The sequence below is a fragment of the Rhodococcus sp. NPDC060090 genome, assembly GCF_042729855.1.
Lineage (GTDB): Bacteria > Actinomycetota > Actinomycetes > Mycobacteriales > Mycobacteriaceae > Rhodococcus.
In genome coordinates this window covers 51,358-68,868 of record NZ_JBHWXB010000019.1, presented here as the reverse complement: position 1 = coordinate 68,868, position 17,511 = coordinate 51,358, and the positions used below count along the sequence as shown (strand labels likewise).

4 protein-coding genes are annotated in these 17,511 nt (G+C 64.5%); 1 reads left to right on the top strand and 3 read right to left on the bottom strand.

Translation table 11 applies throughout. The features are described 5' to 3' along the window. Positions 1–139: 139 nt before the first annotated feature. Positions 140–7,888 (bottom strand): amino acid adenylation domain-containing protein, encoded by a 7,749-nt coding sequence (locus tag ACFWCF_RS22620; protein WP_378566314.1) that lies wholly within the window; start codon positions 7,886–7,888, stop codon positions 140–142. Next, positions 7,885–14,487, bottom strand: coding sequence for an amino acid adenylation domain-containing protein (locus ACFWCF_RS22615; protein ID WP_378566311.1), 6,603 nt, complete (start codon positions 14,485–14,487; stop codon positions 7,885–7,887). Before ACFWCF_RS22615 ends, ACFWCF_RS22620 begins: the two co-directional genes overlap by 4 nt. Before the next feature lie 342 nt (positions 14,488–14,829). Between ACFWCF_RS22615 and panD the strand changes: the two genes are divergently transcribed. Next, positions 14,830–15,252 (top strand): aspartate 1-decarboxylase, encoded by a 423-nt coding sequence (panD, locus tag ACFWCF_RS22610; protein WP_378490906.1) that lies wholly within the window; start codon positions 14,830–14,832, stop codon positions 15,250–15,252. A gap of 130 nt (positions 15,253–15,382) precedes the next feature. Here the strand turns inward: panD and ACFWCF_RS22605 are convergent, their stop codons facing one another. Then, a complete protein-coding gene (locus ACFWCF_RS22605) occupies positions 15,383–17,509 on the bottom strand; it encodes a S9 family peptidase (RefSeq protein WP_378566308.1) in 2,127 nt (708 codons plus the stop codon). Positions 17,510–17,511 lie beyond the last annotated feature (2 nt).

The following is a 17,511-nucleotide window of genomic DNA, read 5'->3' as shown; positions in this document are numbered from 1 at the left end:
GAGGATCCCCGCCCTTCGGACAAACCTCGGCCCAAAACGCTCTTCATTCCAATGCCTCTCGACTATTCGACGTGCTCGCGCACCACGCGTGAGCGACGGCGCGTACAAGGTAACACAGCTAACACAGGTAATCCTTGCCTCACTTGGAGGTCTGGGAAACCCGAGCCCCCTTCACAATCGCAGCTACCGACTGCAGTGCGGTCACCCACGCATCCGTCAACCCCGACACCTCCGACACGACCCCCCGCGGCCACGAGACCGTCACGCCCAGAACGGAGATCGGGTCGCCGGTAACGGGCCGATGATCGTGCACGAAACTGTCGACCACCAGCGGATACGCACACGGCACCGTTGCACCGAGTCCGTCGTCCATACTGTCCCGGAACGGGCTCGCACCGAATCGGCCGCCGTCATTGTCGTCACCGCCCAGATCGAACCGTCCGAGATAGTTGAATTCGACCGAAGCAGAACCCAACCCTCCGAGCACTTCACGTCCACGAGGATTCAGGTAACGCAACGACCCGTACGACGCCCCGTCGCCCGGCACCGCGGACCTGCTGCGCCGGGCTCCCGCGACCAGATCGCGGACCGCATCCACCGAGCCCGACACCACAGCGTCGAACTGTGCGGCCCTGGTCGCGACCCGGATCGGGTGCACGTCGGTCAGCCAGCCCACGACACCTACCCCGTCGACACCGCTGGTGCCGACCTCATCGCGGCCATGTCCTTCCACGTCCAGGACGAACTCCAGCTCGTCACCTGCGGAACCTGCACCCACCCAGGAGGTGAGGGCGACAGTGAATGTGCCCAGCAGAATGTCGTCGATGGATCCACCGACCATGGTCGCGCCGGCGAGCAGAGCCGCCGTCTCACTCTCGGACAGAGTGAACGAGGACCGATCCATGGTGGCACCGACATCGATCGCAGGATCGAGCGCACGGATCATAGGAATCTGCGCGCCAGGCGCGGCGACCGACACCCAGTGGTCCAGGTCCGCCAGGATCGCGTCCGAGTGAGCGTGCTCGTACACTGCGTGCGCCCATCGCCTGAACGAATTGGATTCCGGCGCAACGGCGTCCGACGAGTTGTCCGCGCGACCTGAAACGAGGTCCGGCAACAGCACTCGCCACGACACACCATCCACTACGAGGTGATGCAGCGTAATCAACAGTTCGCCCGGTTCGCCGTACCCTCTGCGGAACCAGACCAGATCCATCATGCGGCCGTCGGCGGGGCTCAAACGCGCCTTCGCGGCCCGGGACACGGTATGCACAACCGTCCGGACGGCATCGTCCGCGAGACCTGCGATGTCCTGCGTCGAGATCCACTCGCAGGGGATGTCGGCCGGTTCCGGCACGATCAGCCGGGTCGCGTCGAATCGCGCCCGAAGTACCGGATGGCGACGTGCCGCTGCATCGACCATCGAGGCGATCGCACCCTCGGTCAGATCCGCGGGAACACGCAACAGCACAGCCTGCGAAATCTGTTCGATCGCACCGTCGAGCTCCGCGAGCCACGTCACGATCGGTGTGGGAGGGACCTCTCCGAACGGAGAAACCGCCGAGTGAGGCGACTCGGTCGGGCCATCGGTGGGATCGGCCACCTCGGCCGCGAGCGCGCGGACGGTGCGCCGGGTCAGGACATCGCGAGGAGATACATCGATACCCTTGGAACGAAGTCGCGCGGCCAGCTCCATCGACATGATGCTGTCGCCTCCGAGATCGAAGAAATCGTCGTCCGTTCCGATGTCGGAGACGTGGAGGAGATCCGCGATCTCGGCGCACAGACGGCGTTCGAGATCATTTTCCGGTGGACTCGGCGCCAGGAGGGGAGCCTGGCCCTCCGGGAGCGCGGCGAGGTCGAGCTTGCCATTGGACAGGAGCGGGAAGCGGTCGAGAATCGAGTATGCGGTAGGGACCATGTAGGCAGGCAATCGCTCTGCTATACCCGAACGCAGGTCCGCAATATCGAGTGTGCGCCCCGGCTCAGGAATGACATGTGCGCACAAACGATCCGCGCCCGTCGGCCCACGACCTGTAACTACGCGTGCATCGGCCACTCCGTCGAGCGTGCGCACACAGTGCTCGAGCTCGCCCAGCTCCACGCGGTGCCCGCGGATCTTGACCTGATGGTCCGCTCGGCCCCGGTAGTCGAGGAGCCCCTCCTGCGTCCACGACACCAGGTCACCGGTGCGGTACATGCGAGTGCCGTCGGCAGCAAACGAGTCCGCAAGAAAGTGCCGAGCCGTCAGTGCGGGTGCACCGCGGTAGCCACGTGCCACACCCGGCCCGCCGATGTACAGCTCGCCCACCACCCCGATGGGGACCGGGCGCAGTGCATCGTCGAGGACATACGCTCGCAGTCCCGCCACAGGCCGACCGATGTGGGGCTCGCTCGTTTCCTCTGTCGAGACGTGGACCGCGTCGACAGTGGCTTCGGTGGGACCGTAGAAGTTGTGCAACACCACCGAATTCAGTGATCTCACATGGTCCCAGAGCTCACGCGACACCGCTTCGCCACCAACGCCGAGTGTGCCGATCTCGCTCCCGAGCCCGGCGCGGATCAGGTGTTCGAGAAGCGAGGGCACCACCTCGACGAAGTCCGCCGAGACCCGCCTCAGCTCGCTGAGCAGCGTGTTCGGGTCACTGACGCACTCACGATCGAAGACGTGTACCGCGTGACCACCGAACATCCACAACTGCGGTTGCCACGATGCGTCGAACGCCAACGACCATGCATGCCCGACGTCGAGTTGTGCGCGGCCTGCTCGGGCCACTGCCGGGTCGTGCACGCGAGCGCGATGCCCGTAATACAGATTCGCCAGCCCCCGATGAGTGACAACTACGCCCTTCGGTACACCGGTCGTTCCCGACGTGTAGATCAGATATACCGGCGCATCCGGGTGCACGCGATCACGACGTTCGTCATCGGTGATACCTCGACGATCGTCATCGGAATCGGCCAACGTAGAGGAGTCGATGATCCGACACTGCCCGAGTTCCACCGCGCCGTTGAACAGGGGGTTGTCCACCGTCCGATCCGCCGGCCCGGCCACGATCGCCACCGGCCGAGCATTGTCGACGATGCGCTGGGTCCGCTCGGCGGGCGCATCAGGCTCGATAGGTAGGTACGCGGCACCGGATCTCATCACAGCGACGATCGACGCGAGGGTGCACGCCGAACGTGTCGCGGGAACGATGACCACGTCTTCCGCACCAACGCCCGATCGAATCAACGCGCGGGCAATGCGGTTGGCCCGGGCACTGAGTTCCGCAAAGGTCAGTGTGGTGTCGGGTCCTGTGACCGCAACTGCATCAGGGGTGTTCGCGCACTGCGCGTCCAGGACCTCTACCAGGGTCCCACCGGGACACTGCGATTCCTCACCGACGAACTCTGTCAGGATGCGCTGCCGTGCAGCGCCATCCACCAAGGACAGCCCTGCCACACGGCCTGAACCAGGCGTACCGATCGAACCGAGGATCGCGTGCAGAGACGCGCTCATCGTCTCGGCGCTCCCGGCATCGATCAGATCCGGTCGGTACTCGACGACGATCCGGAGCCGATCACCTGGAAAGACCGTCACGGCGATCGGGTAGTGCGTCATCGTGTGGAAGTCACCGACATGGACCGAGAAGTCCGCGGAGTTGATGCCGGATGTATCCGCAGGAGCAAAGTTCTCGAACACCACGAGGGTGTCGAACAATTGGCCGACACCGGCAATCCGCTGGACGTCGGCGAGGCCCACGTGATGGTAGTCGAGAACGTCCACGGTCTGTTGACGGAGTAGGCCCAGAACCTCGGCGACCGTCGCATGCGGGGGGACGTCGACGCGCACAGGGATCGTGTTGACGAAAAGTCCGACCATATCGGCCGAGCGGTCCAGACCGGATGGGCGCCCGGACACAGTGGACCCGAACACCACGTCACTCTGTCCGGTCACTCCGGCCAGCACCACCGCCCACGCGGCGTGCACCACTTCGCTCAGAGTCGCGCCGAATTCGGCTGCGGCGCCCTTCAACGCATCAGTTCCCGCCGCGGTGAGGTCCACGACGATCTCCTCGGCATCGACACGCGATGTTCGACCCGACGAATCGGAAACCAGGCATGGTCGCACGGGTCGGTTCTGTGCTGTGGACCGGGCGCCGAGCACCGTCCTCCACACCGTCTCGGACCGGACGTTGTCGTGACTGGACAACCACCGCAGATAGTTGTCGAACGAGGCAGGCGGCCCGAGTGTTTCACCCCGATACAAGCGGAAGAGCTCCGTGCCGACGATACCCATCGACCAACCGTCCACCAGTAGGTGGTGCAGGGTGAGGATCACCCGATGCCGAGTCGGCGATTCGTCGAGTACGGTCGCCCGGATCAAGAGGGAATTTCCGACATCGAAGGTGCGTCGGTCCTCGGCGGCCAGTGCACGGGCATGGGGTCCGTCGAGAGAGTCGACGAACACTCGCCGAACCTCGATGTCTCGATGGTGCTGCAGCACGGCAACCGTACGGCCCGACTGCAGCGTCACGAACCTCGACGTCAAGCTCGGGTGCCGGACGAGCAACCCGCACAACGCTGCTTCGAATCGAGAGTCGTCGAGCTCGCCCGTCACCTCGAAATTCGTGGTGATGACATAGATCTCGTCGGTGCCCACGGCCGCAGTCACGGACTGGAACACGATGCCCTGCTGGAGCGAGGTTGCCGGACGAACGTCGTCCACATCGATATCCGCGGCACTCAGCTCCCGACGCTCGGTCTCGTCGACGTCCATGAGTGGAGCTACACCACGGTCCACAGGAACGACGACACCGTCCGCCGCAGAGTCATCCGCAGCGGCGTCGGCCCGCGCTGCGATGGCCTCGACAGTGCGTGCGGCGAAGACGTCCACGGTGGTGAACACGACGCCCTGTCGAGCCGCGAGGTGCACGAACGAGATCGCCGCGATGCTGTCCCCACCGAGTGCGAAGAAATCGTCATCGACGGCGACGTCAGCGGGGTCGACTCCCGCGAGGTCGGCCATCACCGACGCCACGACACGTTCGGTCTCGGTCCGCGGCGCGACGCCTCTCGACATGTTCACCGGGATTCTGATCCGGCCGAGAGCGAGTCGATCCAACTTGCCGTTCGGCGTCACAGGGAGAACGGGAAGCGCCGACCAGGCGGCCGGGATCATGTAGTCGGGCAACTGCCGGCTCAGCCGGGAAGCGATCTCGACTCCGATCGAGTCTCCGCTGTAGCCGGCGAGCGGTACCACGAACCCGGTCAGCCGTGTGCGTTCGGCATCGTCCGGCACAGCGATCACAGCCACATCGTCCACGAGTCCGGTCGCCGCAACGGCCGCCTCGACCTCGGCGAGCTCGATGCGAAATCCACGGATCTTGACCTGCCGGTCGGTACGTCCGATCACGTCGAGAAGACCGCCGTCCACCTGGCGGCCGCGGTCACCGGTTCGATACATCCGTTCACCGCCGGAGTTTTCCGGATCGGCCACGAATCGTGCGGCCGTCGCGGACGACGCACCGTGATATCCGCGAGCCAACTGAACTCCGGCGACGTAGACCTCCCCGACTACGCCCGGTGCAACGGGAACGAGGAACTCGTCGAGAATCCGCAGAGAACTGTTGGGGACCGCCCGGCCCACGACGCTCGCCGGAACCGGACTGTCGGCGCGGTCGGCGACATCGTACGTAGCGACGTCACCGACCACCTCCGACGATCCGTACGAGTTGGTCAGGCGGGCAGCGGGGCAGGCCTGCGCAATCGACTCCACGATGCTGCTGGTCAGCAACTCGCCGCTGACAATCCAGTGTGCCACCGCGGATACGTCACTCGCGGCCACGTCGCACAGTGCGGCCGCGAGTGATCCGACTGCGGTGATCTGGTCGGCACGATGAGCGGCGGTCAGGCGGGCGAGAGCATGCGCGTCGGTGAACTCGTCGTCGTCGGCGACGATCACTTGTTGACCGGCCAGCAGTCCGGTCAGCAGTTCGGTGGTCCCGTCGATGAAGCTGAGCGAGCTCTTCGCAATCCTCACGCGGGGATCGCCCCATCGATGCACAGCCCAGTGCAACCGGTTCGCCAACCCGTCACGGGTACCCAGGACCCCCTTCGGCGTTCCCGTCGACCCCGAGGTGTAGATGAGGTAGGCCGTGAGGGCGCCGTGCCGAGCAGTCATGAACGGCTGCTCCTGGCAATTGTTTTCGACTTCCGTAATGGTGATGCGTGCAGCTCCGGGTGCGAGTCGGTCCAGCACCGCGGCAGTCTCCGGGTGCACGATCACCCCCTGTGGATCCGAATCGGACAGTAGGAAAGAAATGCGGTCGCGGGGGTACCGGATATCGATCGGCACCACCGTTGCGCCGACGTCGAGCACCGCGAGCAGTGCGACAACCATGTCCACTCCACGCGGAACTGCCACAGCCACACGCATTTCAGGTCCTGCGCCGACTCGTCGCAGATGTGCGGACAGGCCCGCGACGCGGCTCGCGAGCTCGGCGTAGGTGACAGTGCCGGATCCGCACACGATCGCAGGATCGTCGGCGGACTCGGTGAACCGATCGGCGAGTTGACGTTCGAGGGCACTGACGATCATGTCGGGTCCCGCACCGAGACGGTCACCGGTCGACTCGGAGAAGGTGAGCACCCGTGCCACCGGTGCATCCGGATCGAGGGTCAAGGCATCGAGAAGTTCGACGAATCGCGCGACGGCGACGGCTGCGACCTGGGTGCCGATTGCTCCAGGCCGATACACGACGAATGCCCACAACCGAGGATCCGGTCCCGCAACCAGCGCAAGGGGAAAGCTCATCGGCGCGCCGAGCACCGTAACCTCGTCGACGCTCGCGTCGCCGTCAGGGACAGCGCTGGGATAGTTCTGGTAGACGACCGCAGTATCGAACAGCGTCCGATACGGCGTGGTCCGCGAGATCTCGGCCATTCCCAGATGTCGATGTTCCTCGAGGTCGAGATGACTGGACTGGATCTGCTCGAGCAGGTCGTGAACGGTGACCGTGGGGTCGGTTGTCACCCGCACCGGAACGGTATTGAGAAGTAGACCGACCATCGACTCGGCGTCGGGGAGATCGTACGGCCGGACGGACGCCGCCATCCCGAATACGACATCACGCTGTGATGTCATACCCGACAGGACGAGCGCCCAGGCGAGTTGAATGACGACGTTGACGGTCACCCCGGCACCCTTCGCGCACCGCATGACCCGGTCACTCAGATCGTCCGGGATCTCGGCATCGAGACGGAGCGGGGCACCGCCACTTTCACTGGGCCCGGACGCTACCAGCGTCGGCGCGGCGAGGCCCTCGAGATGGGCGGCCCACTGCGCACGCGCGGCCTCGACATCTTGCGCAGCCACCCAACCGAGGTAGTTGCCGAACGAGGCTGCGGGTGGAAGACCGCCAGCAGTACCCCCAGCGTCGTAGATCTGCACGAGTTCACGCACGAACACTGCTTCCGACCAGCCGTCCATCAAGCTGTGGTGGTACGTGACCGACAACCGTCGACCGACGATCGTGAACCGGATCAGCGGGCGGCGCAACAGTTCGAATCCGGCGGCACGGTCGCGCATCCGGATCTCCTCCGCGTCGGCGCCGGAATCAGCGAACTCGATCTCCGGTTCCGTTGCGCGGGGCACAACCCACACGAGCGAGCCGTTCGCCCGTTGCCGGAGCACAGCTTTCAGGTGTGGATAGCGGTCGAGGATCGCAGTGACACTCGACGTGAGAACCGGGACGTCGATCGGCGCCCGGAACGTCACGACGGTCTGCGAAAGATACGGGTCCTGCGCCGGCGACACCAAGGAGGACTGCAGGTACATCCCGGTCTGAAGCGCCGTGGTCGGAATGACCTCGAGGATCTTGGACTGTCCCGATGTGGTGTTCACAGGCTGCTCTCGAACTCGTCGAGTTCATCCGAGCTGAGATCCGTCACGGTCGCGGGAACGAGCTCGGTCTGCGGAGCGTCATCGAAGCCGGCCCCGCTACCGAACAGTCGCACCGTTCGCTTCCGCATGATCGACCGCGGTGTGAGCCCGATCCCCGCGGCCTTCGCGGCCGAAGCCACCGCAAGCGATGAAATGCTGTCGCCACCCAGCCCGAAGAAGTCGTCGTCGATACCCACTCGTTCGACGCCGAGGATACGAGTGACGATCTCGCACAACACGATCTCGACCGGGGTACGAGGCGCCTGATAGCCCGCAGCTCCGGAATCGGGTATCGGCAGCGCTCGTGTGTCGAGCTTGCCGTTGACCGTCATCGGGATGCGGTCGATGAGGATGAAGCGGGTAGGCACCATGTAGTCCGGCAGGCGCGTCGCGAGATGGTCACGGATCGAAGTGAACAGATCCTCCCCATCGACGCCTGGCGAGACCACGTACGCGGCGAGCTGACGACTGTTCGTTCCCGGTGGGGTGACTGCGCGGACCACTGCGGCCGCAACTCCGGGGCATGCCGTGACCTCCGCCTCCACTTCGCCGAGTTCGACGCGATAGCCGCGGATCTTCACCTGCTCATCGGCCCGCCCGCAGTAATCGAACAAACCGTCAGGACGCACTTTCACGAGGTCGCCCGTCCGATACATCCGGCCACCGGACGTCCACGGGTCGGCCACGAAGTGCCCGGCAGTCAGCCCCGATCGTCCGAGATAGCCTCTGGCAAGTCCGGATCCGGCGAGATACAGCTCCCCGATCGTGCCGGTCGGCACGGGACGCAACCACCCGTCGAGGACGTGCGCGCGTGTCTCGGACACTGGTGAGCCGATCGTTGCTGTCGCACTGTCGCAGGCGCCACCACCGAGAGCATTGATCGTGTACTCAGTGGGTCCGTAGAGGTTGTAACCCTCGACGTCAGGTTCGGCGCGCAGCCGGGACCACAGTGTGTCCGGGACCGCCTCACCGCCGAGAAGCACGAGTGGCATGCGGGACTCACCGTCGAGAATGCCCTGGTCGAGCAGCAATTGAGCGTACGTCGGCGTGACATTGACAACGTCGATCGCGTGCTCAGCGCAGTACGCGGCCAGTCCCGGCGCATCGCGACGAAGTTCTTCGTCGCAGATGTGCACCTCGTGACCTTCCACCAGCCACAGCAGTTCTTCCCACGACATATCGAAGGAGAACGAGACCGTGTGCGCAATACGGAGAACCCTGTCGCCGGCAGCGGCGATCGTCGGACCGAAGATCTTGCTGCGGTGGTTGAGCAGCATATTGGTCAGCCCCAGATAGGGCGTCACCACACCCTTCGGTGTCCCCGTCGAGCCTGACGTGTAGATGACGTACGCCGGGTGGTTCAGGCGACCCGGAACACCCGGCGCGAACGATCGCGAGGCGGCTGTCGTGAATCGCCGACCGGAACGGAGTTCGGTCACCGTGTCGGGGTCGTCGACGATCAACACTTCTGCATCGGTGACGAACGGGCGCTGGGCCACAATGGAATTCGTCACCAGAATGTCGGGACCTGCATCCGCAAGCATCACATTGAGCCGGTCCGTGGGGTGATCGAGTTCGAGCGGCAGATACGCTGCCCCGGCTCGCAACACCGCGAACAACGCCACCACCATCTCGACCGTGCGCGGCAGCGCCAGCGCGACGATGCGCTCGGGCCCAACTCCACGGCGTACAAGCGCCGCGGCGAACATGTCGATGCGCGAATCGAGTTCCCCGAAGGTCAGTGACTCAGCACCCAGCACGACCGCGGTCGCATCCGGTATCTCCCGTGCTCGGTCCGAGAGCATCTCGGCAATCGTGACATCCGGTGTCCCGGTGAGCTCCGCAAGATTCGGTACAGCATCGTTCGCCCACCTGGCGAGCGGACGAGCGGAGTCCGAGGCGATCGTCTCGAGAGCGTCGTAGAACCTGCCCAGGAGATCGCGTGCTCGGGACTCGTCGACCGAACTGGGCAGGTAGGTGATACTCAGATTCAGGCGATCACCAGGGTCGATCGCGACCGAGATCGGGAACTCGGAACCATCGACGGTCGACACATGTTGCATCCTCGGCACCGCCCCCGAGTCGGGCACCGCGGCGTTGCGCAGTACGAGCAGGGTGTCGAACAGTGCGCCGAGGCCGACGGACTTCTGTATCGCACCGAGACCGATGTGATCGTGGGGTATCAGATCGAGTCGCTGGCCCTGGATCCGCACGGCGAGTGTCGTCACCGTGTCGGATCCTCGGGCCGATGCGCGGACCGGCACCGTGTCGATGAACGCACCGATGGTCCGGTCGCTACCTGCAACGTCGATGGGGCGACCGGACAACGCGGTTCCGAACACGACATCCTGTCGTCCGGTGACGCTCGTCAACACTGCGCCCCACGTGGCTGCGAGCAACGCGAACGGAGTGACCTGAGCTTCGCGGGCAATATCGACGAGACGCGAAGACGTCGTGCCGGACAACGGCCGCTCGAGACGCTGCGGCATCGGCGACCTCTCCTGGTCACCCTCTCGTTCGGTGAGAAGGGTCGGAGAATCGAAGTCCGCAAACAGATCCCGCCACACGGTGGCGGACTCCTGCTGGTCGCGTTGCGCCAGCCAGGCAAGGTGATCTCGGTAGCTCGCCGTAGGAGCAGGTGCTCCGGTGTCGTCGTACAGGTCGAGTATGCGGTCGGCCAGCAGCCACGACGACGTACCGTCGAATGCACCGAACCAGTAGTTGACCACCATCCGAGCTTCGTTCCCGGGCAGATTCAGGACCACTACCCGGAACAGGGGCGGCTTCTCGATGTCGTAACCTGCCGCGCGGTCGGCTGCGAGTTCGAGCATCATCTGCTGCTCCGCATCCGGATGCTCGGACAGGTCGACCACTCGCACCGGTACCTCGACCGACCGCAGGATGGCCTGTACGGGTTCGCCGGTGTCGGTGAATGTGAATACCGCACGCAATGTGGGGTTTTCCTCGACCACGGTGGCAACGACCTCGCGCAACCGTTCCTCATCCAGATGCCGGTCGAGTGCGGCGACGTTCTGCACTGTGTAGAGCAGCGTCGCAGCTGGATCGAGACGGACCTGGTAGAGCAGTCCGCGTTGCAACGGCGCCAGCGGCCACACTTCGTCGATACCGCCGAAGCTCGCGGAGAGTGACTCATGTTCGGCGTCGGTGAGCGTGATCAGGGGTGCGTGCGAGGAGGTTGTCGACGATTTTTCCTGCGTTTCCCCCAACGCCTCGATGCGCGCGGCGAGTCCGCCCACAGTGGGTTCGGCGAATACCATTCGCACCGTCACGGCGTCGGTGTTCAGGCGCTGCCGCAATCGCGCAACGATCGTGGTGGCAAGCACGGAGTCTCCACCGAGAGCGAACAGAGTGTCGGTCACCCCGACTCGGTCGGCACCCAGCACCGTCTTCCACACATCCGCGATGGTCGCCTCCAGGGAGGTCCGGGGCGAGACATGAGCACTGTAGCGCTGTGAATCCGACAATTCGCGTGCACCGGCCACGATTGCATCGCGGTCGATCTTGCCGTTGATCGTCACGGGCAACGCGTCGGTGACAACTATCCGATCCGGAATCATATGGACCGGGAGGCGACTTTCCAGTCGTCGGAGCACGGTCTCGACCGATGCGTCGACATTATCGTCCAGGACTGCGGCCGCAACCAGGGTCGGCACTCCGGCGGTATCGAGAGCCGCTGCGGCCGAGATGATGTCCGGATCCTGGTTCAGGACCGCCTCGATCTCACCCAGTTCGATCCGGAAGCCGTTGATCTTCACCTGGCTGTCCACGCGTCCGAGGAATTCGACCATGTCGTTCTCGACATAACGGACCACATCTCCGGTGCGGTACCAGCGACGCCCTCGCGCGTGGACGAATCGCTTCGCGGTACGGTCCGGATCGTTGAGGTATCCGGTCGCCAGGCCTGTTCCGGACACCCACAGTTCACCGCCCACCCACTGCGGAACGTCCCGCCCGTGCCGGTCGACCACTCGGAACACCATGTTCCGCAGCGGTGTACCGAACGGGACCGTCCGCCAGCGGGGGTTTACGGTGCGCACCTCGCAGATGCTGTTGTGGATCGCCGTCTCCGTTGCTCCGCCGAGCCCTGCGAACCGGCATCCGGGCACTGCCGCCCGCAGACGCTGGAACAGGTCGATCGTCACCTTGTCCCCACCGAGCATCACCAGCTTCAGCGAATCGCCGAGGTCGAGCCCGGTGGACAGGATCATGTCGAGGAGCGGTGGGACACAACTGATGACACTGACTCGATGATCGACGATCATCCGAGCCCATCGTTGTGGATCCCGGCGCTCGTGCTCTTCGATCAGCACTGCGGTGCCGCCGACCGTCAAGCATGAGAACAGGTCGAATGTGCACAGGTCGAAGTCCAGTTCGGACAGGCACAACGGTCGGTACGACTCGACGAGTTCATATCGGCCGATGATGTCGCTGATCGTGTTCATCGCCGCGATGTGGGGAACGACGACGCCCTTGGGTCTCCCCGTCGACCCCGACGTGAAGATCATGTACGCGGTATCGGAATCCGATCCGAGATGCGGTCGCGCCAGCGGTTCGTACGCGAGCGCGTCTGTCATCGACAGGTCTTGCCCGATCACGGTTACGAACTTCGCCGCCTCGGCGATGAGGTCCGCGCGTGACTGTGGCTGGTCCACTCCGATCGGTACGTAGACCCCACCGGCGGCGAGGACACCGAGGACCGCGATCACCTGCTCGTGCCCTTTGGGCAGTGTGATTCCGACAGCGTCGCCCACAGCAACACCGCCGGCGCGGAGCGCAGCGCCGACCCGCAACGCCTTGTCGGCGAGCGCACCGTAGGTGAGCGTGCTCCCCGAGGCCCAGGTCAGCGCGATGTCAGCCGGTGTGGCTGCGGCTCGTTCGAAGAACCCGGCGTGCAGGAGCACGGGTGAATCAGACGGCTGAGGCCACTCGAGCTGTGCATCACCGACCGGTACGGACTCACGAGCATCACTCTGCATCGCGGGGAGCAGGGCGGGGATACCGGAGTTCCAGAAGTCCGGTCCCCCATCGACCACCGACGAGACCAGGCGCTCGAACGCCGCGAACATCGAAGCGGGAACGCCGGGAAGGAACTCGTTCTCGCGGATGTCCCAGTTGACGAGGACACCGCCGTCGAGTTCGGTGATCTGTGCATCCAGAACCACCTGCGGCCCTTGAGAAATGATCCATGCAGGATCGCCGAACACTTCACGCACGCGTTCGTGGAACAGTTCGCCCAGACTCAGTGCGCTCGTGAAGACCACCGGCGCAAGCACCTGCTCACCACGTAGACGACCCAGATCACGCAGGACCTCGACCCCGGAATACTCCGCGTGGGACGCGCCCGCATGCAATGTCGCCTGAAGTGCCCTTACCCGTTCCACGAACGACAGGTCATCTTCGAGGTCGACATCGAGCATCACAGAACTGGAGAAGTCGCCGACCAATCGAGCGACGTCCGGATGCGTCTCGAGCCGGTCGAACATGGGGACATTCAGCAAGAACCGGGATTCTCGTGACCATGCACCGACCACCTCGGCAAACGCCGTGGCCACGGCCGCGGCAGGTGTCACTCCGAATGCGCGTGCGGCTGAACGCAGTCGATCATATCCGGCGGCATCGAGATGGAACGCGAGCCTGGTGGCCACCGCGTCGCCACTGTCTCCGTCGACAAGTGGCAGAGATGGGGCGCCAGGCAGGTCCTCGAGACGATCCTTCCAGTAGGCTTCCGCCGTTGCCCGGGACTCCCGCCGCGCCTCGGGCCGATCCGACAGGTACTGCCCGTAGCTGTACCCGATGGGAGACAGAGTCTCTCCGCTGTATGCCCTTGCGATGTCATCGAGAATGATGCGGTAGCTGACAGCATCCGCGGCGATCATGTCGACGTCCAGGTGCAGACGAGAACGCCCGTTCGGCAAGAGCGTGAGCTCGGCCGAAAAGACCTCACCCGCTTCGATGTCGAGTTTCTGGTGCGAGAGACGGTGCCGTGCGGCACCGAGATACGTCTCGACGGCGTCGGCATCCTCTTTTGCGAGGTCCATCACTTTCACTGGCCGGTCGTGCGTGGTCGGCAAGATCTCTTGCTGACCATTGTCGGTAATCCTGGCACGCATCATTCCGTGACGCTCCGCGACAGCTCTCAGCGCGGCCCGAAAACGGTCCGGATCGAGTCCGGGACCGTCGAATTCGGTGTACAAGTGCGGCGCAACCCCTCCGAGGGCCTGGTCGACGCCCCGCCCCACCCAGTAGGCGTGCTGCAGAACCGCGAGGTCGAACTTGTCAGCACTGGACACTCGGAGATTCCGGGTGGGCGCGGGCGTCGCGGATCCACCTGCAGCGGTGAGAACCGCTGACCAGCGCTCGATCGTCGGCTCCTCGGCCAGGTCGGCGAATGTGACATTCAGCCCGTCCCGACGCCAACGCCCCACCAGCCGCATCAGGACCAGCGACTCGAGTCCCAACTCGAAAAGGTTGGCGCGATACCCGATCGTCTCTTGCTCCACGCCGATCACGCTCGCAACGACCGCCCGAACATCACCCACACCTGTCGCCTGCCGATGCACCGACCCAACTCCCTCGCCACCCGATGGTCAAGAACTTAGGTGAAGCTACCCTATGATCTCGGTTCATGCTCGCCCCAGAACCCCTACTCCTAGCCTCGGTTAGGCTAACCTATCGTCGTGATCTCGACGACACTGTCGCTCCGCATACGAGCATGGGGCGATATCACCCGGATTCGACACGGAGGAACGGAATCCGGTCGATCGATATGCTTTCCGCTGCAACCGGATCCGATTTGAATTCGAGTTCGGCACTACCTCTGAGTCCAGCCCTGATCACAGAGCTCGGACCCGCACGATCAACCCCACGGAAACGGAGTGAACATGTTCCGCACACTGGTCAACGGCAAGATCCATCGAGCCCGGGTCACCCAAGCCGATCTGCACTACGTCGGATCTGTCACGATCGACGCAACCCTCATGCGTGCCGCCGACCTCGTGGAAGGTGAAAAGGTACAGATCGTCGACATCACCAACGGCGCACGCATCGAGACCTACGTCATCACCGGCGATGCCGACTCCGGTGTCATCTGCATCAACGGCGCTGCAGCGCACCTCGTCAACCCTGACGACCTGGTCATCATCATGTCGTACCTTCAGCTCGACGAAACCGAACTCCTCGTGCACGAACCGAAGGTTGTACACGTCGACTCCGACAACAAGATCATTTCACTTGGTAGCGACCCTGCCGAACCGGTTCCGGGATCCACCGAGCAGATCTCTTCTCGCCACCTCACCGCACACTGACGTCAGTAGCCGTGGACGGATCGCACCGGCGAGTCGGAACGGCCGAACAGCCGATTCGAGTCGCCGGTGCAGGTCCCCTCGGGGCCACACTGGCACATGGTGCTACCTGGCGACGATCGAGCGCCGGCGTCTAAGGGCGGTGAGCGCCGGAAGTCTCCAGCACCCACGCGAACTCGAACGCGACCTCGCGCCACTTCTCGTACCGGCCCGACACGCCGCCGTGGCCTGCGCTCATCTCGGTCTTGAGCAACAACGGCGAATCGCCCGTCTTCGTCGCGCGCAGCTTCGCGACCCACTTGGCGGGTTCGACGTACAGCACGCGGGTATCGTTGATACTCGTGATCGCGAGGATCGCCGGGTAATCCTTCGCCTCGATGTTCTCGTACGGGCTGTACGAGCGCATGTACTCGTACACCTCCGGGCTTTCGAGCGGGTTGCCCCACTCGTCCCACTCGATCACCGTCAGCGGGAGCGACGGATCGAGGATCGAGGTGAGCGGGTCCACGAAGGGCACGTTGGCGAGGATGCCCTCGAAAAGCTCGGGTGCGATGTTCGCGACCGCTCCCATGAGCAGCCCGCCCGCGCTACCACCATCGGCGACGAGCCGGTCGGGGCTCGTGACACCGGTGTCGACGAGATGCCGTGCGCACGCAACGAAATCGGTGAAAGTGTTCTTCTTCGTGAGCGACTTTCCGTGCTCGTACCAGTGCCGGCCCATCTCGCCGCCGCCGCGTACGTGCGCGACCGCGAAGACCATGCCGCGGTCGAGCAGCGACAGGCGCGCGACCGAGAAACCGGGGTCGATGCTGGCCTCGTACGAGCCGTACCCGTACAGCAGGGTCGGGGCGTTCGCAGAAGTGCCCTTCTTCGCGACGATCGAGATCGGGATCTTCGTGCCGTCGTCGGCCGTCGCCCACTCACGACGCTGCTCGTAGTGCGACGGATCGAAGTCGCCGAGCACCGGCTGCGACTTGCGCAGCAGCAGCTCTCCGGTGCCCACGACGTACTCGTAGACCCGGGTGGGGGTGATGAACGACGTGAAGCCGAGGCGAAGCACAGGCTGCTTCCACTCGGGGTTCCCGCCCGGGCCGACGGCGAACAGCTCTTCGTCGAATTCGAGTTCGTGGAGGTCGCCGTAACCATCGGCGGTGAGCGGCCACACCGCAATCCGGGTGAGCGCTTCACGTCGGTAGCTCACCACGAGGTGGCCTTCGAACGCCTCGACATCCTCGAGCCGGACGTCCTTGCGATGCTCGATCAAGGTACGCAGCGCCGACGGATCGTCGACGGGAGCTTCCGCCAGGACGAAGTTCTCGGCCTTCTCCCCCGTGTTCGGGTCGACATCATTGTGCAACACCAGGAACCGGTCCTGGCCTCCGACGACGGCATGCTCGGCGCCGTACTCGACGCCCTCACGCCGAGGCAACAGGACGCGGAACTCGCCGGTGGGATTGTCGGATTCGAGAACCCAGCCCTCGGTGGTGATCTTCGATCCCACCCAGATCATCAGGTACTTCTCGCTGCGCGTGGCACCGATCGACACCCAGTACCGCTCGTCGGGCTCGTGGAAGACCTTCACATCATCGTCCACGGCGGTACCGAGCCGGTGCCGCCACACGGTGTCGGGGCGCCAGGACTCGTCGACCGTCTGATAGAAGACGTGACTGTGGTCGAGAGCCCAGGTGGCACCGGGTGCGGTGCCCGGGATCTCGTCGGCGAGCAGTTCACCGGTGGTGAGGTCCTTGAACTTCAGCGTGTACCGCTCGTCGCCCACCACGTCGGTGGAGTACGCGAGCAGTGTGCCGTCGTGGCTGAGCGAGAACGCGCCGACGGAGAAGAAATCGTGCCCCTCGGACTCGACGTTGCCGTCGAGCAGCACCTGCTCGCCGGGCAGTTCGGTGCCCGCCGTGACCTCCGGCGGGGTCCAATCGTCGGGGTCGGTGATCGGGCATCGGCACTGGATTCCGTACTGCTTGCCCTCGACTGTGCGGGCGTAGTACCACCACTCGCCCATGCGAGCGGGGACCGACATGTCGGTCTCCTGCGTCCGCGATTTGATTTCCTCGAAGATCGACTCCCGCACCGGCGCGAGATGCGCGGTCTGCGCTTCGGTGAACGCGTTCTCGGCTTCGAGGTACGCGATCACCTCCGGGTTGTCCTTGTCGCGCAGCCACTCGTAGTCGTCGACGAACGTGTGACCGTGGTGAATGCGCTCGTGCGGAACCTTCGCGGCAACGGGCGGGGTCGGGGAGGTCATCG